The following is a 20,253-nucleotide window of genomic DNA, read 5'->3' on the forward strand; positions in this document are numbered from 1 at the left end:
TCGGAAGCGAGGCTTAGTCTCTGAAGGTCTATTCCTTCTAACAATAACGACAGGTGCCGCATGATCCCCAGAACCTTGTTCAGTTCCGAGCACGAACTTTTTCGCGACAGCGTGCGAACCTTCCTCGAAAAAGAGGCCGTGCCGTTTCATGGGCAATGGGAAAAACAAGGCTATATCGACCGCCAACTCTGGAACAAGGCAGGGGAGGCGGGGATGCTCTGTTCACACCTGCCGGAAGAGTACGGCGGGCTGGGAGCGGATTTTCTCTACAGTGCGGTGGTGATCGAAGAGGTGGGGCGTCTGGGGCTGACCGGGATCGGTTTTTCCCTGCATTCCGACATCGTCGCGCCGTACATCCTGCATTACGGCAGCGAAGCGCTGAAACACAAATACCTGCCAAAACTGGTGTCCGGCGAGATGGTCACCGCGATTGCCATGACCGAGCCGGGTGCCGGTTCCGACCTGCAAGGGGTGAAAACCACGGCGGTGCTCGATGGCGATGAATATGTGATCAACGGTTCGAAGACATTCATCACCAACGGCTATCTCGCGGATCTGGTGATTGTCGTGGCCAAGACCGATCCGAAGGCAGGCGCGAAGGGCACCAGCCTGTTTCTGGTCGAGGCCGACACACCGGGTTTTGCCAAGGGCAAGCGCCTGGAAAAAGTCGGCATGAAAGCGCAGGACACCTCGGAGCTGTTCTTCCAGGATGTTCGCGTGCCGAAAGAAAACCTGCTGGGCCAGGCCGGGATGGGCTTCGCGTATCTGATGCAGGAATTGCCGCAAGAGCGTCTGACGGTTGCTGTTGGCGGGCTGGCATCGGCTGAGGCTGCGCTGCAATGGACGCTGGAATACACCCGCGAGCGCAAGGCGTTCGGCAAGGCGATTGCCGACTTCCAGAACACCCGCTTCAAGCTGGCGGAGATGGCGACCGAGATCCAGATTGGCCGGGTCTTCGTCGATCGTTGCCTGGAGTTGCACCTGCAAGGCAAGCTCGATGTGCCGACGGCGGCGATGGCCAAGTATTGGGGCACGGACCTGCAATGCAAGGTGCTCGACGAGTGCGTGCAGTTGCATGGCGGCTACGGGTTCATGTGGGAATACCCGATCGCCCGGGCGTGGGCGGATGCGCGGGTGCAGCGGATTTATGCCGGCACCAACGAAATCATGAAGGAGATTATTGCGCGGTCACTGTAGGAGCCGGCTTGCCGGCGATCGGTTCGGCGCGGCACCGCATCGTCTTTGATCGCTGGCAAGCCAGCTCCTACATGTGCGGGTTACGGTGCTGGATTCGGGTGATCCTTGTGGATCGCCTCGATCCCCGCCAGCACTTCATCGGAAAGTTTCAGCTCGAAGCTGGCAATGTTGCTGTCCAGTTGTTCCAGCGTCGTCGCGCCGATGATGTTGCTGGTCACGAACGGCTGCTGCGTTACAAACGCCAAGGCCATTTGCGCCGGGTCCAGACCATGCTCGCGGGCCAGCGCCACATAACGGCTGCAGGCGGCTTCCGACTGTGGATTGAAATAGCGGCTGAAGCGGCTGTAGAGGCTCAGGCGACCTTTCGGCGGACGCGCGCCACCTTCGTACTTGCCCGACAGGAAACCGAACGCCAGCGGCGAATAGGCCAGCAGGCCGCACTGTTCGCGGATGGCGATTTCCGCCAGGCCGACTTCGAAGCTGCGGTTGAGCAGGTTGTACGGGTTCTGGATCGACACTGCACGCGGCCAGCCACGGGCTTCGGCCAGTGCCAGGAAACGCATGGTGCCCCACGGTGTTTCGTTGGACAGGCCGATGTGGCGGATCTTGCCGGCCTTGACCTGTTCGTCCAGCGCTTCGAGGGTGTCCTCCAGCGGGGTCAGGTTCGCTTCGCTCTTGTGTTTGTAGCCCAGTTGACCGAAGAAATTGGTGCTGCGCTCCGGCCAGTGCAATTGATAGAGGTCGATGTAGTCGGTCTGCAGGCGCTTGAGGCTCGCATCCACGGCTTCGGTGATGTGCTGGCGGTTGTGGCGCAGGTTTTTGTCGCGGATGTAGTCGATGGTGTTGCCGGGGCCGGCGATCTTGCTGGCCAGGATCCAGTCGGCGCGATCACCGCGGCTTTTGAAATAATTGCCGATGTAGCGCTCGGTGGTGGCGTAGGTTTCAGCTTTCGGTGGTACCGGGTACATCTCGGCGGTGTCGATGAAATTGATGCCGGCGCTTTTGGCCCGTTCAATCTGAGCGAAGGCTTCAGCTTCACTGTTTTGCTCGCCCCAGGTCATGGTTCCGAGGCAGATGGCGCTCACGTTCAGATTGGTTCGGCCTAGCTGTCGATAATCCATCAGGTGCTCCTTGGGCAAAACAATCATAAAAGCAGGTTGAAATATTTTTCGCAATCTGCATAATTGCGCACCTCTTTCTGCAGTGGAAGTGATGCGCCGCCGCCGAAGAATCTTGCCGTTGAACGGACGCGCCGACCCGAGCCCCCGAAAGCGTCTGTATCCGGCTGCCTTTGACTTGTCAAAGTACGCACTATTCAGTAAGATCCGCCGTCTAATTTACAGGGCGGCCCCTGAGGCTATAAAGAATGAAAACTTTTACTGCTAAACCGGAAACAGTACAGCGCGACTGGTTTGTCGTCGACGCTGCAGGTCAGACCCTGGGTCGTCTGGCCACCGAAATCGCGAGCCGTCTGCGTGGCAAGCATAAAGCTGAGTACACTCCTCACGTTGACACCGGCGATTACATCGTCGTTATCAATGCCGAGCAGATTCGTGTAACCGGTGCTAAAACCACCGACAAAATCTACTACTCCCACTCCGGTTTCCCGGGCGGCATCAAGTCGATCAACTTCGAAAAGCTGATCGCTAAAGCCCCTGAGCGCGTGATCGAGACCGCGGTCAAAGGCATGCTGCCTAAGAACCCGCTGGGTCGCGACATGTATCGTAAGCTGAAAGTCTATGCGGGCGCTGTACACCCTCATACTGCTCAGCAGCCCCAAGAACTGAAGTTTTAACGGAATAGTTCATTATGTCGGCGACTCAAAATTACGGCACTGGCCGTCGCAAGACCGCAACCGCACGCGTTTTCCTGCGTCCGGGTACTGGTAACATCTCCATCAACAACCGTTCGCTGGATAATTTCTTCGGCCGCGAAACTGCCCGCATGGTAGTTCGTCAGCCGCTGGAATTGACTGAGACTGTCGAGAAGTTCGACATCTACGTCACCGTGATCGGCGGTGGTGTAAGTGGTCAAGCTGGCGCAATCCGCCACGGCATCACTCGCGCTCTGATGGACTACGACGAAACCCTGCGTAGCGCTCTGCGCAAAGCTGGCTTCGTTACCCGCGACGCCCGTGAAGTTGAACGTAAGAAAGTCGGTCTGCGTAAAGCGCGTAAGCGCCCGCAGTACTCGAAGCGTTAATTCGCTTTCACGTTCAAAAAGAACGCCCAGTTTCCTCACGGAGCTGGGCGTTTTTTTATGGGTGCGATTTATCAAAGAATTGCTCTGTGACAACTTGCCACATCCGCAGAGCCCCTATACTACAAGGCTTGGCAGTGGAGCCCTTCGGTAATTACCTTGTCAGAATTGGGGCTTTTCATTACCATTCGGCAAAATTTTTATAAGTACATAGTTTTACTTAGTAGATGCCTGATTTAACAGGCCACAAAGCTGATGGGAGAGGACTGAATGAGCAATGACGGCGTGAATGCAGGCCGGCGTCGCTTCTTGGTAGCAGCCACATCCGTGGTGGGTGCTGCAGGAGCGGTGGGGGCTGCGGTCCCGTTCGTGGGGTCATGGTTTCCCAGTGCCAAGGCGAAAGCCGCAGGTGCACCGGTGAAAGTGAATGTCAGCAAAATCGAGCCAGGCCAGCAGATGATTGCTGAGTGGCGCGGTCAGCCGGTGTTCATTGTCCGCCGTACCGAGGAAATCCTGGGGAATCTGAAAAAGATCGAGGGCCAGCTGGCTGACCCGACCTCCAAGAACTCGACACAACCGACCTATGTCGACCCGGTTACGCGTTCGATCAAGCCAGAGGTTCTGCTGCTGATCGGTATCTGTACGCACTTGGGTTGCTCGCCGACCTTCCGTCCCGAAGTGGCACCTGCTGATCTGGGCAAGGACTGGGTAGGCGGCTATTTCTGCCCGTGCCACGGTTCCCACTACGATCTGGCTGGCCGCGTCTACAAGTCGCAACCTGCGCCTTTGAACCTGCCAGTTCCCCCGCATTCCTATGAGACCAATGAGATTATTGTCATTGGCGTCGATACGGAGAAAGCGTGATGAGCAAGTTCATGGATTGGGTTGATGCGCGCTTTCCCGCGACCAAAATGTGGGAAGACCATCTCAGCAAGTACTACGCCCCGAAGAACTTCAACTTCTTCTACTTCTTTGGTTCCCTGGCGCTGCTCGTTCTGGTCAACCAGATCGTTACCGGTGTCTGGCTGACCATGAGCTACACCCCGTCGGCGGAAGAAGCGTTTGCTTCCGTCGAATACATCATGCGTGACGTCGAGTACGGCTCGATTCTGCGTCTGCTGCACTCCACCGGCGCTTCGGCGTTCTTCATCGTGGTTTATCTGCACATGTTCCGTGGCTTGCTCTACGGTTCGTACCAGAAGCCGCGTGAGCTGGTGTGGGTCTTCGGCATGCTGATCTACCTGGCGCTGATGGCGGAAGCCTTCATGGGTTACCTGTTGCCGTGGGGCCAGATGTCCTACTGGGGTGCCCAGGTGATCATCTCGCTGTTCGGTGCGATCCCGGTCATCGGTAACGACCTGACTCAGTGGATCCGTGGTGACTACCTGATTTCCGGTATCACGCTGAACCGCTTCTTTGCCCTGCACGTTGTTGCCCTGCCGATCGTGATTCTCGGTCTGGTGGTGCTGCACGTTCTGGCGCTGCACGAAGTCGGCTCGAACAACCCGGACGGCGTGGACATCAAGAAATACAAAGACGAAAACGGCGTACCGCTGGACGGCATTGCCTTCCACCCGTACTACACCGTGAAAGATATCGTCGGCGTGGTGGTGTTCCTGTTCATCTTCTGCTCGATCGTGTTCTTCTTCCCGGAAATGGGCGGCTACTTCCTCGAGAAGCCGAACTTTGAAGTGGCGAACGCGTTCAAGACCCCAGAGCACATTGCTCCGGTCTGGTACTTCACACCGTTCTACGCGATTCTGCGGGCGGTTCCGGACAAGCTCCTGGGCGTTATCGCCATGGGTGCGGCCATTGCTGTACTGTTCGTCCTGCCATGGCTGGACCGTAGCCCGGTCAAGTCGATGCGCTACAAAGGCTGGTTGAGCAAAATCTGGCTCTGGGTGTTCTGCATCTCGTTCGTGATTCTGGGCGTGCTGGGTGTTCTGGCACCGACTCCAGGTCGTACGTTGCTGTCGCAGGTGTGTACTTTCCTGTACTTCGCCTACTTCATTCTGATGCCTTTCTACACCAGGCTCGAGAAGACCAAACCGGTTCCGGAAAGGGTGACTGGCTGATGAAAAAGCTATTTGCTGTACTGATTCTTGCTGCTTTGCCTGTACTGTCCTTCGCTGCCGAGCACGGTGGTCCTGAGTTGGAAAAGGTCGACATCGACGTTTCCGACAAGGCCGCCATGCAAGATGGGGCGCGTACATTCGCCAACTACTGCATGGGCTGCCACAGCGCCAAGTTCCAGCGCTATGAGCGTGTTGCCGACGATCTGGGCATTCCTCACGATCTGATGCTGTCGAAGCTGGTGTTCACTGGCGCCAAGATCGGCGACCACATGAGCATCGGCATGCAGCCGGCTGACGCCAAGACCTGGTTCGGTGCTGCACCGCCTGACCTGACCCTGGTGGCTCGTGTTCGCGGTACGGACTGGCTCTACGGCTACCTGAAATCGTTCTACGAAGATCCGTCGCGTCCTTGGGGCGTGAACAACAAGGTCTTCCCGAACGTGGGCATGCCGAACGTCCTGGTGGGCCTGCAAGGTCGTCAGGTCGTCGGTTGCAAACAGGTCCAGATCGTCGAAGACGGCAAGAAGCAATATGATCCGCTGACCGGTACCGCGCTGACTCATGAAGCGTGCGATCAGCTGACCATCGTGCCGAAGAGCGGTGCTCTGACCGAAGAGCAGTTCGATGAGAAGGTCAAGAATCTGGTAACCTTCCTCGCTTACTCGGCTAACCCGGTTAAGCTGCAGCATCAGCGCATTGGTACCTACGTCTTGCTGTACCTGGCGTTCTTCTTCGTATTCGCCTACTTGCTCAAGCGCGAATACTGGAAAGATGTGCACTGATAAAGTTTCAAGCAATTGCTGTTAATCGCGCGCGCCCAAGGGCGTCTCTGAAGGTGTAACGAGTCTGGTTTATCCAGGCGTTACGGGAGACGCCCTCTGGGCGCGCTCGTTTTTCCGCTTCCGATAATTTCAACAAGCGAGGAGGACCGCCATGGGCGTGACCAATCGGTTGGCCTGTTACTCCGACCCCGCCGACCACTATTCCCACCGAGTGCGCATCGTACTTGCAGAGAAGGGTGTCAGCGCCGAGATCATTTACGTGGAAGCTGGCCGCCAGCCGCCTAAACTGATTGAGGTGAACCCTTACGGAAGCCTGCCCACCCTGGTCGATCGTGACCTGGCGTTGTGGGAGTCGACCGTGGTGATGGAATATCTGGATGAGCGTTACCCGCATCCGCCTTTGCTGCCGGTTTATCCAGTGGCGCGTGCCAACAGCCGTTTGCTGATTCATCGTATTCAGCGTGACTGGTGTGGTCTGGTGGATCTGATTCTGGATTCGCGGACCAAGGAAGCTGCCCGTGTCGTTGCTCGTAAAGAGCTGCGCGAAAGCCTGACTGGCGTGTCGCCGCTGTTCGCCGACAAGCCGTTTTTCCTCAGCGAGGAACAAAGTCTGGTGGATTGCTGCCTACTACCAATACTCTGGCGTTTGCCGATTTTGGGTATTGAACTGCCACGGCCCGCCAAGCCGTTGCTTGATTATATGGAGCGCTCGTTTGCGCGTGAGGCTTTCCAGGCAAGTCTGTCTGGCGTCGAACGCGATATGCGCTAAGGCTTAAGGAGCCGCTATGAACTCCAGTCGACCTTATCTGGTCCGCGCGCTCTACGAGTGGATTGTGGACAACGATTGCACCCCGCACATGCTGGTCAATTCCGAGTATCCGTCGGTGCAGGTGCCTCAGGGTTTTGCCAGTGACGGACAGATTGTCCTGAACGTATCGCCGGCCGCCGTGCGTCATCTGCACATGGATAACGAAGCAGTCAGCTTCGAGGGGCGCTTCGGTGGCGTGCCGCACACCCTGTACGTGCCTATCGCATCGATCCTGGGCATTTACGCCCGGGAGAACGGTCAGGGCATGGTGTTCGATCTGGAATCGCCTATGGAGGACGAGGAAGAGATCGAGCCGGATGATGATCTTCCGCCGCCGGACAGTGAGCCGCCGCGCCCAAGCGGTCGGCCAAGTTTGAAAGTGGTGAAGTAATAAAAAAGGCGATCCGAAAGGATCGCCTTTTTTATTGCCTGTAGGAGCGGCCGGGCGGTGTTCCGTTTGCCGGCGAAGGCGTCCTCGAAATCGCCTTCGCCGGCAAGCCGTGCTCCTACAGGTCGAGGGCGGTCTCTAGATCGCCGCTAGTATCAGTCGATGTACTCAAACAGCTTCACAATCTTCTGCACGCCGGAAACACCCTGCACCAGATTGGTCGCCTGGGCGGCTTCCTGCTTGGTCAGCAGGCCCAGCAAATAGACGATGCCGTTTTCAGTGACAACCTTGATGCGCGAGCCCGGGATGTTCGGGTCGGTGAGCATCTGGGTTTTGATCTTGGAGGTCAGCCAGGTGTCGTTCTGGCGGGCAAGGAAGCCGGAAGGCGGCAGCACCTGCAGTTCGTTGTGCACCGTTTTCACGCGCTGGACGGCGGCAGCGGCCTGTTCGGCCTTGGCCTTGAGGTCGGCGCGCGGCGTTTGGCCGGCGAGCAGTACGACGCCGTTGAAGCTGGTGACGACGATGTGCGAATCGTTGTCCAGGGCTGGATCGGCCTTGGCGATGTTCACGCCGACTTTGGTGTCGATCAGAGAGTCGTCGATCTTGCTGCCTAAGGTGCGTGTGCCGCGATCATCATCGATCGGCGCTTCACGGCTGGCATTCACCACCGAGGTGCAGCCGCTGATGCCGAGGCACAGGGTCAAGGCCAGAAGGCCTAGGCGATTAGGGGTCATTCTTCACTCCCGAACAGTTGGCTGTCGATCAAATCGCAAAGGCAATGGATCGCCAGCAGGTGGACTTCCTGAATACGTGCGGTGACGTTGGCCGGTACGCGAATCTCGACGTCCTCGGGCAATAGCAGCGACGCCATGCCGCCGCCATCGCGGCCCGTCAATGCTACGACAATCATTTCGCGATCATGTGCGGCCTGGATCGCTTGAATAATGTTCGCCGAGTTGCCGCTGGTGGAAATCGCCAGCAGTACGTCGCCCGGCTGGCCGAGTGCGCGGATCTGCTTGGAGAAGATTTCGTTGTAGCTGTAGTCGTTGGCGATCGAGGTGATCGTCGAGCTGTCGGTAGTCAACGCGATGGCCGGCAGGCTCGGACGCTCACGTTCGAAGCGGTTGAGCAGTTCGGACGAAAAATGCTGGGCATCGCCCGCGGAACCGCCGTTGCCGCAGGAGAGCATTTTGCCCTCGTTGAGCAGGGCGTTGACCATCACTTGGCTGGCTTGCTCGATGTGCGGTGCAAGTACGTCCATCGCCATTTGCTTGGTGTCGATACTGGCCTGAAAAAGCTGGCGAATTCGGGATTGCATGTCCATCTGTGTGACCTTAATTAGCGCGGCTACTCGGCACATGAATGTGCAGCCCGCAAAGCAAAGAGCAAAATTGTCGGGTGAAAGTGTCCGGTTCGGGACGCACGCGATCAGCTGTCGAAGGCATTCTGCAGCCAGTTCAACTGATCGAGGCTGCTGTCGATGGCAACCACGTCGAAACGGCAAGGGGAATTGGCCCAACGCGACTCGCGCTGAAGAAAATACTGCGCGGCAAAAATCAGTTTCTGCCGTTTGCGCTCATCGATGCTATCGAGCGCGCCACCCCATTGAGTGTTTTTTCTGTAGCGAACTTCAACGAATACTACTGTATCGCCATCAAGCATGACCAGATCAAGCTCGCCGCGTTTACACAACCAGTTCTGCGCCAGCAGGCGCAGACCCTGTTGTTGCAGATGCTCGAGCGCATGGCGCTCGGCATCTTTACCACTTTGCTGGCGTGACCGGTCAGGCATCAGCGCGGGGTGTCCGGAAGGCGTTGAACCTGGCCGTTGGCGAACTGTGCCCACGGCAACTGGCGCACGACGCGCTGGTTCTGAGTCATGCCCAGGCTACCCGATTGACCTTCGATGCGGCTGTCCGGCAGCGCCTTGAGTTGCCCCAGGCGCGGAGCCAGGCGGTAGGCGTCGACGCCCATCGCATACAAACGACCCAGGCTGCCGGCGGCTTGTGGCCATTGTGTGGTCACTTGCTTGCGCAGCGGGTCATTGGCGTCCAGCAACCATGGGGTTTCGCAGAAGCGAATGCCGTTCATGTCGTTGTACTGGTTCACGTCGCCGCTGGCACTGAATACGTGGGAGGTGGCGTAAACCGGCACATCGCCTGCGTATTGGAAGTTCAGGGTCGGTTTGATCTGCTGGGCTTGCTGAGGTGTGGCGGCCAGGAAGATGAACTCGATGTCCTGGCGACGCGAAGGCTGGGCAGCGACCTGCGAACCGACGGTGCTTTGCAGGCTCTTGGCACGACCTTCGCTCTGGCGCAGCTGGAACATGTCGGCAATCTGCTGGGCCAGTTGCACTGGCTGATCAACGCGCTCGGTGGCAACGATGCTGCCGCCGTTTGCCTGCCAGTCCTGGCTGAACGCTCGGAGTACGCGGTCGCCCCATTCGCCTTTTGGCACCATGATCGCGGCGCGATGCAGGCCATCGGCGCGAGCGCGACGGGACACTTCGCGGGCTTCGTCTTCAGCGGCAAGACCGAACTGGAACAACTGGGCCGGGCCTTGTTCGCCTTCGCTGTAGTTCAGCGCCAGGGTCGTGATCGGCAGCTGCGGGCGAGTGCTGAGCTGTTTGACCAGTGGTTTTTCCAGCGGGCCGACGACCAGTTGCACGCCATCGGCCTGAGCCTTGCGGTAGAACTCGTCAAGGGAAGTCAGGCGCGAGCTGTCATAGAACTCGATGGCAGGCGGCTTCTGGCCGGCCTGTTGAGCCTGGTAGTGCGCTGCCATGAAACCTTCGCGAAGCGCTTTGCCAACCGATGCCAGCGGGCCGTCTTGCGGCAGCAGCAGGGCGATCTTGCTCAGAGGCTGGCTGGCCAGTTCCTTGAGTTTGGTCAGTGACAGCGGCAACTGAATGGCGGCCGGGTGTTTAGGGTTCTGGGCGCGCCAGTTGTCGATCGCAGCTTGTTGCTGCTCAAGCGTGCCGGCCGTTTTAACCGCCAGCGCCAGGCCCATCCAGCCACCGAGGTCGTCCTTGGTGGTTGGCTGCAATTGGTCGGTTGGCAGCGAAGCGATCAGGGTCCAGATCGCTTCGTGGTTTTTGCCTGCCGCTTCACCGCTCAACATCGGCGCGATGAAAATACGCTCCCGTGCGGCGGCGAGGGTCTGGCCATCGGCCTCAAGGGCGCGAGCGTGCACGGTGCCGGTGCGAATCTGTTGTTCTTCCGGCAATTCACCCAGGCGTTGCAGGCTTGGATGGCTCAAAGCGGTCAGCGCCGCTTTCGGCTGATTGCGGGTCATGGCCAGTTCGGCCGCCAGAGTGTTGGCGAAGACCTGTTGGCCTGGCTTGAGTTGCTCGACCGGCACTTGTTGCAGGATTTGCGCGGACTGGCCGGCATTGCCCTGGCGATAAGCGAGGTCGGCCGCGCTCAGGCGAAACAGCGCGGCTTGTTCCGGCGTTTTGCTTTTGGCGGCCTGATCGAGCAGTTGCTCGATACTAGCATCCGGGGTCCGTGGAAGTTCGCCAAGGCTGGAAGAGGGCGAGCTGGCGCAAGCCGCCAGCAAGGCAGCGAGGCAGAGGGCAGTGAACAGCCGCAGGCAAGCGATCATGTAGTGTTCCTGATACTCGATCAAATAAGCGTGGAATTGTACCCAAGCACTGGCCGGGGCGCGATGCTACTGGCGTGAATCGATCAATTTAGCTCGTACAAATGTTGCAGCACTGCACCGTAGCCTGAAAAACCCGGGGTTGCTTGCGCGTATCGCAATCGTCGCTACGCGCTACAATGGCGGCTTTTACCGATCATGAGGTGTGCGCTTTGACTGCTCCAGGTGCTTTGAATTCCGCTGCTGGCTCGCTTTATGTGGTGGCGACGCCCATCGGCAACCTGGACGACATCAGTGCGCGCGCACTGAAGATCCTGCGCGAAGTGGCATTGATCGCCGCCGAAGATACCCGTCATTCTCAGCGTTTGATGCAGCATTTCGGCATCCCCACGCCGCTGGCGGCTTGCCACGAGCACAACGAGCGGGATGAAGGTAGCCGCTTTATTACCCGCCTGCTTGCCGGTGACGATGTGGCGCTGATCTCCGACGCCGGAACGCCGCTGATCTCCGATCCGGGTTATCACCTGGTGCGTCAGGCCCGTGCGGCCGGAATCAATGTCGTGCCGGTCCCGGGGGCTTGTGCATTGATTGCGGCGCTGTCGGCGGCGGGTTTGCCGTCGGACCGTTTTATCTTCGAAGGCTTCCTGCCGGCCAAGGCGGTCGGTCGTCGGGCTCGTCTGGAGTTGGTAAAGGAAGAGGCGCGCACGCTGATTTTCTACGAGGCCCCGCACCGGATCCTGGAATGCCTGCAAGACATGGAGCTGGTCTTCGGTGGCGAGCGTCTGGCGTTGCTGGCGCGCGAACTGACCAAAACCTTCGAAACCCTGAAAGGCCTGCCATTGGCCGAGCTGCGCGAGTTTGTCGAGTCGGACAGCAATCAGCAGCGCGGTGAGTGTGTGGTGTTGGTGGCGGGCTGGTCTGCCCCCGAGACGGAAGATGCCGTCAGCAGTGAAGCCATGCGCATCCTCAATCTGTTGCTCGAAGAAATGCCACTCAAGCGGGCCGCAGCATTGGCCGCGCAAATTACCGGCGAACGCAAGAATGTCCTGTATCAGGTCGCGTTGGATAAGCAGAAGGGCGAGTAAATCCCGACGTGTAGGCGTGGCTGATGGCGTTTAACGCTTGTTCTTCGGCCGCTCTGCCGTTAACCTTCGCGGCGGAGAGTCGATCGGACAGTCGCTGCCCTCTATGAAAATTAGGGGGGGGAGGAAAGTCCGGGCTCCATAGGGCGAAGTGCCAGGTAATGCCTGGGAGGCGTGAGCCTACGGAAAGTGCCACAGAAAATAACCGCCTAAGCGCTTCGGCGCCGGTAAGGGTGAAAAGGTGCGGTAAGAGCGCACCGCACGTCTGGCAACAGTTCGTGGCTAGGTAAACCCCACTTGGAGCAAGACCAAATAGGGTCCCAAGGCGTGGCCCGCGCTGGGACCGGGTAGGTTGCTAAAGATGTCCAGTGATGGCCATCGTAGACGAATGACTGTTCAAGACAGAACCCGGCTTACAGATCGACTCTCCACCTTTTTCCCTCCCTGTTTGAATCGTTGAGCAGGGCGCTCGTAATGGCAATTTCCCTCCTGCACAATCAATCGCATAACCTCTTTTGTAATACCGAAAAAATCTTACTCTTAACAAACTACTTTAACTTCTGAACGCAGCCTTCTGTGCTGATTCAAGTTATCGAGCAAATTCATCCGCCAGATTGCCGTTACCCCTCCCAATACGCTCCTAAATCTCAGTTCTGTAAGGGTTTTCCTTTAATCCGCGCCTTGACGGTGCGGTGGCCGCATTCCTATAGTGTGCGCAAGTGGTGGAAAGTGGCATGAAGTGGGTTTTTTGAACGCAAAACGCTAATATTTGGAGAAACGCTGACGTGTTTCGCGGAGCTAACGCTATCAGTCTCGACGCAAAGGGCCGTCTCGCCATGCCGAGCCGGTACCGTGACGAGCTCGTTTCGCGTAGTTCCGGTCAGCTTATCGTCACAATTGATGCCGTTGATCCGTGTTTGTGTGTTTACCCCCTCGATGAGTGGGAAATTATTGAAACCAAACTGCGCGCACTGCCTTCGCTTCGCGAAGAGAACCGCCGCCTGCAACGTTTACTGATTGGTAATGCCGTCGACCTCGAGCTCGATGGCAGTGGTCGTTTCCTGGTTCCGCCGCGTCTTCGTGAATATGCCCGGCTGGATAAGCGCGCGATGCTGGTAGGCCAACTGAACAAGTTCCAATTGTGGGACGAGGATGCCTGGGATGCGGTTTCTGCCGCTGACCTGGCTGCTATTCAACAACCGGGCGCCATGCCTGATGAACTGCGTGATTTGATCCTGTGACTATTGATAGCGGCTTTAACCACATCACCGTACTGCTTGACGAAGCCGTCGAGGCTCTCGCCGTACGTCCTGATGGCTGCTATCTGGACGGCACGTTCGGGCGCGGCGGACACAGCCGGTTGATCCTCAGCCAGCTTGGTCCCGAGGGTCGGTTGCTGGGATTCGACAAGGATCCTCAAGCGATTGCCACCGGGCAGACGCTAGCGGCCGAAGACGGCCGCTTTGTCGTTGTGCAGCGCAGCTTTGCCGAGCTCGGTTCGGAAGTCGCCGAACGCGGTCTGGCCGGCAAGGTCAGCGGTGTTCTGCTTGACCTGGGCGTGTCTTCGCCACAGCTCGACGACCCTGAGCGCGGTTTCAGTTTCCTCAATGATGGCCCGCTGGACATGCGCATGGACCCGTCCCGCGGGATCAGCGCTGCCGAATTCGTCAACACCGCGCCGGTGGAAGAAATCGCCCGGGTGTTCAAGGAATACGGCGAAGAACGTTTCTCCGGGCGCATGGCCCGTGCCGTGGCCGAGCGTCGCGACATCAAGCCGTTCGAACGCACCGGCGATCTGGCTGAAGTCCTGAAAGTCGCCAACCCGGCATGGGAAAAGGGCAAGAACCCTGCGACCCGTGCATTCCAGGGCCTGCGTATTCACGTCAACAACGAACTGGGCGATCTGGAAGCCGGCCTTGAAGCTGCGCTGGAATCCCTGGAAATCGGTGGCCGCTTGGTGGTCATCAGTTTTCACTCGCTGGAAGACCGCATCGTCAAACTGTTCATGCGCAAACTGGTGAAAGGCGAAGCCGACAACCTGCCGCGCAACCTGCCGGTCCGTCACGTCGCGTTCGAACCGAAAATCAAAATCCATGGCAAAGCGCAGTCCGCCTCCGAGGCCGAACTCAAAGCCAACCCACGTTCCCGTAGCGCCGTCATGCGCGTGGCGGAGAAGCTGCGGTGAGCAAGCTTTTCGCCAAGCCACTTCCCGGCGGAAGCTTTTTCATGCTCCTGCTGTTTGTTGGCGTGCTCGTGTCGGCCATCGGCGTGTCGTACAGCGCCCACTGGAACCGTCAGCTGTTGAACTCGCTTTACAACGAGTTGAGCGTGCGCGACAAGGCGCAGGCGGAATGGGGCCGGTTGATTCTCGAGCAGAGCACCTGGACGGCGCACAGCCGCATCGAAGTCCTGGCCACCGAGCAACTGAAGATGCACATTCCTGGCGCCGCTGACGTGCAGATGGTGGCGCCATGATGAAACTCGAAGGCGCACTCTTTCCATGGCGGTTTCGCCTGGTGGTGGGTTTGCTCGGCGTCATGGTCGCGGCAATTTGCTGGCGCATCATTGACCTGCAAGTGGTCGACCGTGCCTTCCTGAAAGGCCAGGGCGACGCGCGCAGCGTTCGTCATATTCCAATTCCGGCTCACCGTGGTCTGATCACCGACCGTAACGGCGAGCCTTTGGCTGTCAGTACTCCGGTCACCACGCTGTGGGCCAACGCCAAGGAAATGCAAACGGCCAAAGAGAAGTGGCCAGCATTGGCGGCCGCGTTGGGTCAGGATCCGAAAGCCCTCGCCGAACGTCTCGAAGCTCAGGCTAATAAAGAATTTATCTATCTGGTGCGCGGGCTGACGCCTGAGCAAGGCCAGTCCGTGCTCGACCTGAAAGTGCCGGGCGTCTACGGCATCGAAGAATTCCGCCGTTTCTACCCGGCCGGTGAAGTGACTGCTCATATGGTCGGCTTTACCGACATTGATGACCACGGTCGTGAAGGTGTCGAGCTGGCCTATGACGAATGGCTCGCCGGTGTCCCTGGCAAGCGGCAGGTCATCAAGGACCGGCGCGGTCGACTTATCAAAGATGTTCAGGTGACCAAAAACGCCAAGGCCGGTAAGCCCTTGGCGTTGTCCATTGACCTGCGTTTGCAATACCTGGCCAACCGCGAGCTGCGCAACGCGATCATCGAGAACGGCGCGAAAGCCGGCAGCCTGGTGATCATGGATGTGAAGACCGGCGAGATCCTCGCCATGGTCAACCAGCCGACCTACAACCCGAACAACCGTCGCAACCTGCAACCGGCGATGATGCGTAACCGCGCAATGATCGACGTGTTCGAACCGGGTTCGACCATGAAAGCGATCTCCATGAGTGCCGCGATCGAAACCGGCCGCTGGAAACCGACCGACACCGTCGAGGTGTACCCGGGCAGCCTGCAGATTGGCAAGTACACCATCAAGGACGTATCGAAGACCGAAGGTCCGGTACTCGACCTGACCGGCATTCTGATCAACTCCAGTAACGTCGGCATGAGCAAGGTCGCGTTCGATATCGGCGGCGAAACCATTTTCCGCCTGGCGCAGAAAGTCGGCCTCGGCCAGGACACCGGCCTCGGCTTCCCGGGCGAGCGCGTGGGCAACCTGCCGAACTACCGCGAATGGCGCAAGGCTGAAACCGCCACGCTGTCCTATGGCTACGGTATTTCCGTGACCGCGATCCAGTTGGTCCACGCCTTCTCGGCCCTGGCCAACAACGGTCGCCTCGCGCCACTGACCCTGATCAAGACCGACAAGGCGCCGCAAACCACGCAAGTGCTGCCGGAAGCTGTCGCCAAGACCATGCAAACCATGCTGCAACAAGTGATCGAAGCACCGCGCGGTGTATTCCGTGCGCAAGTGCCGGCGTATCACGTCGGCGGCAAGTCCGGTACGGCGCGTAAAACGTCGGTCGGCACCAAAGGCTATGCCGAGAATTCCTACCGCTCGCTGTTCGCAGGCTTCGGCCCGATGAGCGACCCGCGATACGCCATCGTGGTGGTGATCGATGAACCGACCAAAGCCGGCTATTTCGGTGGCCTGGTATCGGCGCCGGTGTTCAGCAAAGTGATGTCCGGGACCCTGCGCCTGATGAACGTCACGCCGGACAACCTGCCGCCGGTGCAGCAAGCCAATGCAACACCGGTTGTTCCGCTGAAAGCCAATGGAGGGCGCGGCTGATGTCTCTGAGCCTGAACAAGATTTTCGCCCACGCTGGCCGCGATCTGTTGATCCGCGAACTGACACTGGACAGCCGCAATGTGCGGGCTGGCGATCTGTTTCTTGCCGTTCCTGGCGGCAAGTTCGACGGTCGCGCGCACATTGCCGACGCCTTGCAGCGCGGTGCTGCAGCCGTGGCGTATGAAGTCGAAGGCGCAACCGTGCTGCCGATCACCGACGTGCCGCTGATTCCGGTCAAAGGCCTGGCGGCGCAGCTGTCCGATATCGCCGGGCGTTTCTACGGTGAACCGAGCCGCCACCTGAACCTGGTCGGCGTGACCGGCACCAACGGCAAAACCAGCGTGACCCAATTGGTGGCGCAAGCACTGGATTTGCTCGGCCAGCATTGCGGCATTGTCGGCACACTGGGCACTGGTTTCTACGGCGCGCTGGAAAGCGGGCTGCACACCACGCCGAACCCGATCGCCGTGCAAGCGACCCTCGCCGACCTGAAAAAGGCCGGTGCCAAAGCCGTGGCCATGGAAGTGTCTTCCCATGGTCTGGATCAGGGCCGTGTAACGGCATTGGCGTTTGATGTGGCGGTGATGACCAATCTGTCCCGCGATCATCTGGATTACCACGGCACCATGCAGGCCTACGGCGAAGCCAAGGCCAAGCTGTTCGACTGGAACGATCTGAAATGCCGGGTGGTGAACCTCGACGACGATTTCGGCCGGCAACTGGCTGCTGAAAAACGTGAGTCGCGCTTGATCACCTATAGCCTGCTCGACAGCAGCGCCTACCTGTTTTGCCGCGAAGCGCAGTTCGACGACGAAGGCGTGCGCGCCACGTTGGTCACGCCGCAAGGCGAGCATCATCTGCGCAGCACCTTGCTTGGTCGCTTCAACCTGAGCAACGTCCTGGCAGCGGTCGGTGCCTTGCTCGGTCTCGACTACGCGCTGGACGAAATCCTCAAGGTCCTGCCGAAACTCGAAGGCCCGGCCGGCCGAATGCAGCGCCTGGGCGGCGGTAATCAGCCGCTGGTGGTGGTCGATTACGCCCACACCCCGGATGCGCTGGAAAAAGTATTGATGGCCCTGCGTCCGCATGCCAAAGGTCGCTTGCTGTGCCTGTTCGGCTGCGGCGGTGATCGCGATCGCGGCAAGCGCCCGCTGATGGCTGAAGTGGTCGAGCGTCTTGCCGACGGCGTGCTGGTCACCGATGACAATCCGCGCACCGAAGACCCTGCAGTAATTTTCGATGACATCCGCGCCGGTTTCACCAACGTGGATAAGGTGACGTTCGTCGCCGGTCGTGGTCAGGCCATTGCGCAATTGATCGCCAGTGCTTCGGTGGATGACGTGATTGTCCTGGCCGGTAAAGGTCACGAGGACTATCAGGAAATCAACGGCCAGCGTCATGACTTCTCTGATCTGGTCGAGGCTGATCGCGCACTGACCGCGTGGGAGGTGACTCATGCTTAAACACTTGAAACTGAGCGAACTGACTGGCGCGCTCAATGGCCGCATGATCATCGCCGATGCCACGTTCGATGGCGTCAGCATCGACAGCCGTGCGATCAAGCCGGGCCAACTGTTTATTGCCTTGACCGGCCCGCGTTTCGACGGCCATGACTATCTGAATGATGTGGCGAACAAAGGCGCGGTGGCTGCCCTGGTCGAGCGCGAAGTGCCCGACAGTGGGCTGCCGCAATTGCTGGTCAAGGACGCCCGTCAGGCCCTGGGGCAACTGGGGGCGATGAACCGTGCTGCGTTTACTCACCCAGTCGCCGCCATCACCGGCTCCAGCGGCAAGACCACGGTCAAGGAAATGCTTGCGAGCATCCTGCGCACACGCGGTCCGGTGTTGGCGACCCGTGGCAACCTGAACAATGACCTCGGCGTGCCGCTGACCTTGCTTGAACTCGCGCCGGAACATACCGCCGCCGTGATCGAGCTGGGTGCTTCGCGGCTCGGCGAAATTGCCTACACCGTTGGCATGACCAAGCCCCACGTGGCCGTGCTCAACAACGCCGGGACCGCCCACGTCGGCGAGTTCGGCGGGCCGGAAAAAATCGTGGAAGCCAAGGGCGAGATTATTGAAGGGCTGGCGGACGATGGCATCGCCGTGCTCAATCTCGACGACAAGGCCTTCGACATCTGGAAGACCCGCGCCGCCGGTCGCAAAGTGCTGACCTTTGCCCTGAGCAACGTCAGCGCCGACTTCTACGCCAGCGATCTGGATCGCGATGCGCGCGGTTGCCCGGCGTTCAATCTGCACAGTCCTGGCGGTGTGGAGCGCGTTCAACTGAACCTGCTCGGCACCCATAACGTTGCCAATGCCATGGCCGCCGCCGCTGCCGCGCACGCCTTGGGCGTGTCGCTGTCCGGCATCGCCACCGGCCTCGGCGCGGTGCAGCCGGTCAAGGGCCGTACCGTCGCGCAACTGGCCAGCAATGGCATACGCGTGATCGATGACACTTACAACGCGAACCCCACCTCGATGTGCGCGGCCGTTGATATACTCGCCGGCTTTTCCGGCCGCACCGTTCTGGTGCTCGGGGATATCGGCGAGTTGGGCGACTGGGCGGAGCAGGGGCACCGCGACGTGGGCGAGTATGCCCGTGGCAAGGTTTCTGCGCTTTACGCGGTCGGGCCGTTGATGACTCACGCCGTAAACGCTTTTGGCGAGCAGGCTTATCACTTCACCACTCAGGCTGAACTGATCAAGGCCCTCGGCGCCGAGCAAGACACAAACACCACCATTTTGATCAAGGGCTCGCGCAGCGCTGCGATGGAAAACATCGTCGCCGCTTTGTGCGGGTCCAGTCTGGAGAAACATTAATGCTGCTGCTGCTAGCGGAGTATCTGCAACAGTTCTACAAAGGCTTCGCGGTCTTTCAGTACCTGACCCTGCGCGGGATTCTCGGTGTGCTGACCGCGCTGGTTTTGTCGCTGTGCTATGGCCCGTGGATGATTCGCACGTTGCAGAACCGTCAGATCGGTCAATCCGTTCGTAACGACGGCCCGCAATCGCACCTGTCCAAATCCGGCACCCCGACCATGGGTGGCGCGCTGATCCTGTCGTCCATCGGCGTCAGCACCTTGCTCTGGGCTGACCTGAGCAACCGCTATGTGTGGACCGTGTTGCTGGTGACGTTGCTGTTCGGTGCCATCGGCTGGGTCGATGACTATCGCAAGGTCATCGAGAAAAACTCCAAAGGCCTGCCGAGCCGCTGGAAGTATTTCTGGCAGTCGGTGTTTGGTCTCGGCGCGGCGATCTTCCTCTATATGACCGCCGCGACGCCGGTCGAAACCACCCTGATCCTGCCAATGCTCAAGGACTACAGCATTCCGCTGGGCGCAGGTTTCATCGTGCTGACTTACTTCGTGATCGTCGGTTCGAGCAACGCGGTCAACCTGACCGACGGCCTCGACGGCCTGGCGATCATGCCGACCGTGATGGTCGGTGGTGGTCTGGGGATCTTCTGCTACCTGTCGGGTAACGTGAAATTCGCCGAATACCTGCTGATCCCGTACGTACCCGGCGCCGGTGAACTGATCGTGTTCTGCGGTGCGTTGATCGGTGCGGGCCTCGGCTTCCTCTGGTTCAACACCTACCCGGCACAAGTCTTCATGGGCGACGTCGGTGCGCTGGCGCTGGGCGCGGCCCTGGGCACCATCGCGGTGATCGTTCGCCAGGAAATCGTCCTGTTCATCATGGGCGGCGTGTTCGTGATGGAGACCCTGTCAGTCGTCATTCAGGTTGCCTCCTTCAAACTGACCGGTCGCCGTGTGTTCCGCATGGCACCGATTCACCACCACTTTGAACTCAAGGGCTGGCCCGAGCCGCGTGTGATCGTCCGTTTCTGGATCATCACCGTGATTCTCGTGCTGATCGGCCTTGCCACCCTGAAGCTGAGGTAGAAAC

General features: G+C 59.2%; 21 protein-coding genes and 1 other RNA gene. 17 read left to right on the forward strand and 5 right to left on the reverse strand.

Translation table 11 applies throughout. The features are described 5' to 3' along the window. The first annotated feature begins 60 nt into the window (after positions 1–60). Positions 61–1,197, forward strand: coding sequence for an acyl-CoA dehydrogenase family protein (locus tag KGB27_RS11390; RefSeq protein ID WP_192228963.1), 1,137 nt, complete (start codon positions 61–63; stop codon positions 1,195–1,197). Between the two features lie 80 nt (positions 1,198–1,277). Here the strand turns inward: KGB27_RS11390 and KGB27_RS11395 are convergent, their stop codons facing one another. Further along, complete coding sequence (locus KGB27_RS11395) at positions 1,278–2,318, reverse strand: NADP(H)-dependent aldo-keto reductase (protein WP_008025952.1); 1,041 nt, start codon at positions 2,316–2,318, stop codon at positions 1,278–1,280. A 245-nt stretch (positions 2,319–2,563) separates the two neighbouring features. On the opposite strand from KGB27_RS11395, the gene rplM reads away from it, so the two are divergent. From rplM to KGB27_RS11430, 7 genes are all read left to right on the forward strand, one after another. Further along, positions 2,564–2,992, forward strand: a complete 429-nt coding sequence (gene rplM / locus KGB27_RS11400; protein ID WP_007905295.1) for a 50S ribosomal protein L13 — start codon at positions 2,564–2,566, stop codon at positions 2,990–2,992. Between the two features lie 14 nt (positions 2,993–3,006). Beyond that, complete coding sequence (gene rpsI, locus KGB27_RS11405; protein WP_003228056.1) at positions 3,007–3,399, forward strand: 30S ribosomal protein S9; 393 nt, start codon at positions 3,007–3,009, stop codon at positions 3,397–3,399. Positions 3,400–3,666: 267 nt separating this feature from the next. Next, positions 3,667–4,260, forward strand: a complete 594-nt coding sequence (gene petA / locus KGB27_RS11410) for a ubiquinol-cytochrome c reductase iron-sulfur subunit (protein WP_008025954.1) — start codon at positions 3,667–3,669, stop codon at positions 4,258–4,260. Beyond that, on the forward strand, positions 4,260–5,471 hold the full coding sequence (locus KGB27_RS11415) for a cytochrome b (protein WP_007943720.1): 1,212 nt from the start codon (positions 4,260–4,262) through the stop codon (positions 5,469–5,471). Before petA ends, KGB27_RS11415 begins: the two co-directional genes overlap by 1 nt. Beyond that, complete coding sequence (locus KGB27_RS11420) at positions 5,471–6,253, forward strand: cytochrome c1 (RefSeq protein ID WP_008025956.1); 783 nt, start codon at positions 5,471–5,473, stop codon at positions 6,251–6,253. The genes KGB27_RS11415 and KGB27_RS11420 overlap by 1 nt, the downstream gene beginning before the upstream one ends. Before the next feature lie 151 nt (positions 6,254–6,404). After that, entirely contained in the window at positions 6,405–7,022 is a 618-nt protein-coding gene (locus KGB27_RS11425; protein WP_007905304.1) for a glutathione S-transferase N-terminal domain-containing protein, read from the forward strand. A gap of 16 nt (positions 7,023–7,038) precedes the next feature. Next, positions 7,039–7,452 (forward strand): ClpXP protease specificity-enhancing factor, encoded by a 414-nt coding sequence (locus tag KGB27_RS11430; protein ID WP_008037283.1) that lies wholly within the window; start codon positions 7,039–7,041, stop codon positions 7,450–7,452. A 152-nt stretch (positions 7,453–7,604) separates the two neighbouring features. Here the strand turns inward: KGB27_RS11430 and KGB27_RS11435 are convergent, their stop codons facing one another. The 4 genes from KGB27_RS11435 to KGB27_RS11450 form a co-directional block, all read right to left on the reverse strand. Beyond that, positions 7,605–8,183 (reverse strand): BON domain-containing protein, encoded by a 579-nt coding sequence (locus KGB27_RS11435; RefSeq protein ID WP_008025960.1) that lies wholly within the window; start codon positions 8,181–8,183, stop codon positions 7,605–7,607. Then, positions 8,180–8,773: a phosphoheptose isomerase gene (locus KGB27_RS11440; protein WP_008025961.1), complete on the reverse strand. Its 594-nt coding sequence runs from the start codon at positions 8,771–8,773 to the stop codon at positions 8,180–8,182. Before KGB27_RS11440 ends, KGB27_RS11435 begins: the two co-directional genes overlap by 4 nt. Before the next feature lie 104 nt (positions 8,774–8,877). Beyond that, the gene (locus KGB27_RS11445; RefSeq protein WP_008025963.1) at positions 8,878–9,240 is read right to left on the reverse strand and encodes a YraN family protein; all 363 of its coding nucleotides are present in this window, start codon (positions 9,238–9,240) and stop codon (positions 8,878–8,880) included. Continuing rightward, positions 9,240–11,051 carry a penicillin-binding protein activator gene (locus tag KGB27_RS11450; RefSeq protein ID WP_008037284.1) on the reverse strand — a complete coding sequence of 604 codons (1,812 nt, stop codon included), beginning with the start codon at positions 11,049–11,051 and terminating at the stop codon, positions 9,240–9,242. The genes KGB27_RS11445 and KGB27_RS11450 overlap by 1 nt, the downstream gene beginning before the upstream one ends. A 176-nt stretch (positions 11,052–11,227) precedes the next feature. Between KGB27_RS11450 and rsmI the strand changes: the two genes are divergently transcribed. The 9 genes from rsmI to mraY all read left to right on the forward strand — a co-directional run bounded on the left by rsmI (position 11,228) and on the right by mraY (position 20,249). Beyond that, positions 11,228–12,133, forward strand: a complete 906-nt coding sequence (gene rsmI, locus KGB27_RS11455; RefSeq protein ID WP_223554531.1) for a 16S rRNA (cytidine(1402)-2'-O)-methyltransferase — start codon at positions 11,228–11,230, stop codon at positions 12,131–12,133. Between the two features lie 75 nt (positions 12,134–12,208). Next, positions 12,209–12,562, forward strand: an RNA gene (rnpB, locus tag KGB27_RS11460) — RNase P RNA component class A. Positions 12,563–12,915: 353 nt separating this feature from the next. After that, positions 12,916–13,371: a division/cell wall cluster transcriptional repressor MraZ gene (gene mraZ, locus KGB27_RS11465; RefSeq protein ID WP_008025967.1), complete on the forward strand. Its 456-nt coding sequence runs from the start codon at positions 12,916–12,918 to the stop codon at positions 13,369–13,371. After that, complete coding sequence (rsmH, locus tag KGB27_RS11470; RefSeq protein WP_008037287.1) at positions 13,368–14,315, forward strand: 16S rRNA (cytosine(1402)-N(4))-methyltransferase RsmH; 948 nt, start codon at positions 13,368–13,370, stop codon at positions 14,313–14,315. Before mraZ ends, rsmH begins: the two co-directional genes overlap by 4 nt. Beyond that, positions 14,312–14,605: a cell division protein FtsL gene (ftsL, locus tag KGB27_RS11475; protein WP_032828607.1), complete on the forward strand. Its 294-nt coding sequence runs from the start codon at positions 14,312–14,314 to the stop codon at positions 14,603–14,605. Before rsmH ends, ftsL begins: the two co-directional genes overlap by 4 nt. Continuing rightward, on the forward strand, positions 14,605–16,344 hold the full coding sequence (locus tag KGB27_RS11480) for a peptidoglycan D,D-transpeptidase FtsI family protein (protein WP_177318160.1): 1,740 nt from the start codon (positions 14,605–14,607) through the stop codon (positions 16,342–16,344). Before ftsL ends, KGB27_RS11480 begins: the two co-directional genes overlap by 1 nt. Further along, positions 16,344–17,807: a UDP-N-acetylmuramoyl-L-alanyl-D-glutamate--2,6-diaminopimelate ligase gene (locus KGB27_RS11485; protein WP_223554533.1), complete on the forward strand. Its 1,464-nt coding sequence runs from the start codon at positions 16,344–16,346 to the stop codon at positions 17,805–17,807. Before KGB27_RS11480 ends, KGB27_RS11485 begins: the two co-directional genes overlap by 1 nt. Further along, positions 17,800–19,167 carry a UDP-N-acetylmuramoyl-tripeptide--D-alanyl-D-alanine ligase gene (locus KGB27_RS11490; RefSeq protein ID WP_223554535.1) on the forward strand — a complete coding sequence of 456 codons (1,368 nt, stop codon included), beginning with the start codon at positions 17,800–17,802 and terminating at the stop codon, positions 19,165–19,167. The genes KGB27_RS11485 and KGB27_RS11490 overlap by 8 nt, the downstream gene beginning before the upstream one ends. Further along, positions 19,167–20,249 carry a phospho-N-acetylmuramoyl-pentapeptide-transferase gene (gene mraY, locus KGB27_RS11495; protein WP_008025976.1) on the forward strand — a complete coding sequence of 361 codons (1,083 nt, stop codon included), beginning with the start codon at positions 19,167–19,169 and terminating at the stop codon, positions 20,247–20,249. The genes KGB27_RS11490 and mraY overlap by 1 nt, the downstream gene beginning before the upstream one ends. Positions 20,250–20,253: the final 4 nt, after the last annotated feature.

Origin of the sequence: Pseudomonas sp. BF-R-01 (assembly GCF_019946615.1) — a bacterium.
In the GTDB taxonomy this organism is placed as follows: domain Bacteria; phylum Pseudomonadota; class Gammaproteobacteria; order Pseudomonadales; family Pseudomonadaceae; genus Aquipseudomonas; species Aquipseudomonas migulae.

Excerpts from the sequence above, each read along its gene's own strand:
- KGB27_RS11390 (WP_192228963.1), top strand. The coding sequence starts at position 61 with ATGATCCCCAGAACCTTGTTCAGTTCCGAGCACGAACTTTTTCGCGAC.
- KGB27_RS11395 (WP_008025952.1), bottom strand. The coding sequence starts at position 2,318 with ATGGATTATCGACAGCTAGGCCGAACCAATCTGAACGTGAGCGCCATC.
- rplM (WP_007905295.1), top strand. The coding sequence starts at position 2,564 with ATGAAAACTTTTACTGCTAAACCGGAAACAGTACAGCGCGACTGGTTT.
- rpsI (WP_003228056.1), top strand. The coding sequence starts at position 3,007 with ATGTCGGCGACTCAAAATTACGGCACTGGCCGTCGCAAGACCGCAACC.
- petA (WP_008025954.1), top strand. The coding sequence starts at position 3,667 with ATGAGCAATGACGGCGTGAATGCAGGCCGGCGTCGCTTCTTGGTAGCA.
- KGB27_RS11415 (WP_007943720.1), top strand. The coding sequence starts at position 4,260 with ATGAGCAAGTTCATGGATTGGGTTGATGCGCGCTTTCCCGCGACCAAA.
- KGB27_RS11420 (WP_008025956.1), top strand. The coding sequence starts at position 5,471 with ATGAAAAAGCTATTTGCTGTACTGATTCTTGCTGCTTTGCCTGTACTG.
- KGB27_RS11425 (WP_007905304.1), top strand. The coding sequence starts at position 6,405 with ATGGGCGTGACCAATCGGTTGGCCTGTTACTCCGACCCCGCCGACCAC.
- KGB27_RS11430 (WP_008037283.1), top strand. The coding sequence starts at position 7,039 with ATGAACTCCAGTCGACCTTATCTGGTCCGCGCGCTCTACGAGTGGATT.
- KGB27_RS11435 (WP_008025960.1), bottom strand. The coding sequence starts at position 8,183 with ATGACCCCTAATCGCCTAGGCCTTCTGGCCTTGACCCTGTGCCTCGGC.
- KGB27_RS11440 (WP_008025961.1), bottom strand. The coding sequence starts at position 8,773 with ATGGACATGCAATCCCGAATTCGCCAGCTTTTTCAGGCCAGTATCGAC.
- KGB27_RS11445 (WP_008025963.1), bottom strand. The coding sequence starts at position 9,240 with ATGCCTGACCGGTCACGCCAGCAAAGTGGTAAAGATGCCGAGCGCCAT.
- KGB27_RS11450 (WP_008037284.1), bottom strand. The coding sequence starts at position 11,051 with ATGATCGCTTGCCTGCGGCTGTTCACTGCCCTCTGCCTCGCTGCCTTG.
- rsmI (WP_223554531.1), top strand. The coding sequence starts at position 11,228 with ATGGCGGCTTTTACCGATCATGAGGTGTGCGCTTTGACTGCTCCAGGT.
- KGB27_RS11480 (WP_177318160.1), top strand. The coding sequence starts at position 14,605 with ATGAAACTCGAAGGCGCACTCTTTCCATGGCGGTTTCGCCTGGTGGTG.
- KGB27_RS11485 (WP_223554533.1), top strand. The coding sequence starts at position 16,344 with ATGTCTCTGAGCCTGAACAAGATTTTCGCCCACGCTGGCCGCGATCTG.
- KGB27_RS11490 (WP_223554535.1), top strand. The coding sequence starts at position 17,800 with ATGCTTAAACACTTGAAACTGAGCGAACTGACTGGCGCGCTCAATGGC.
- mraY (WP_008025976.1), top strand. The coding sequence starts at position 19,167 with ATGCTGCTGCTGCTAGCGGAGTATCTGCAACAGTTCTACAAAGGCTTC.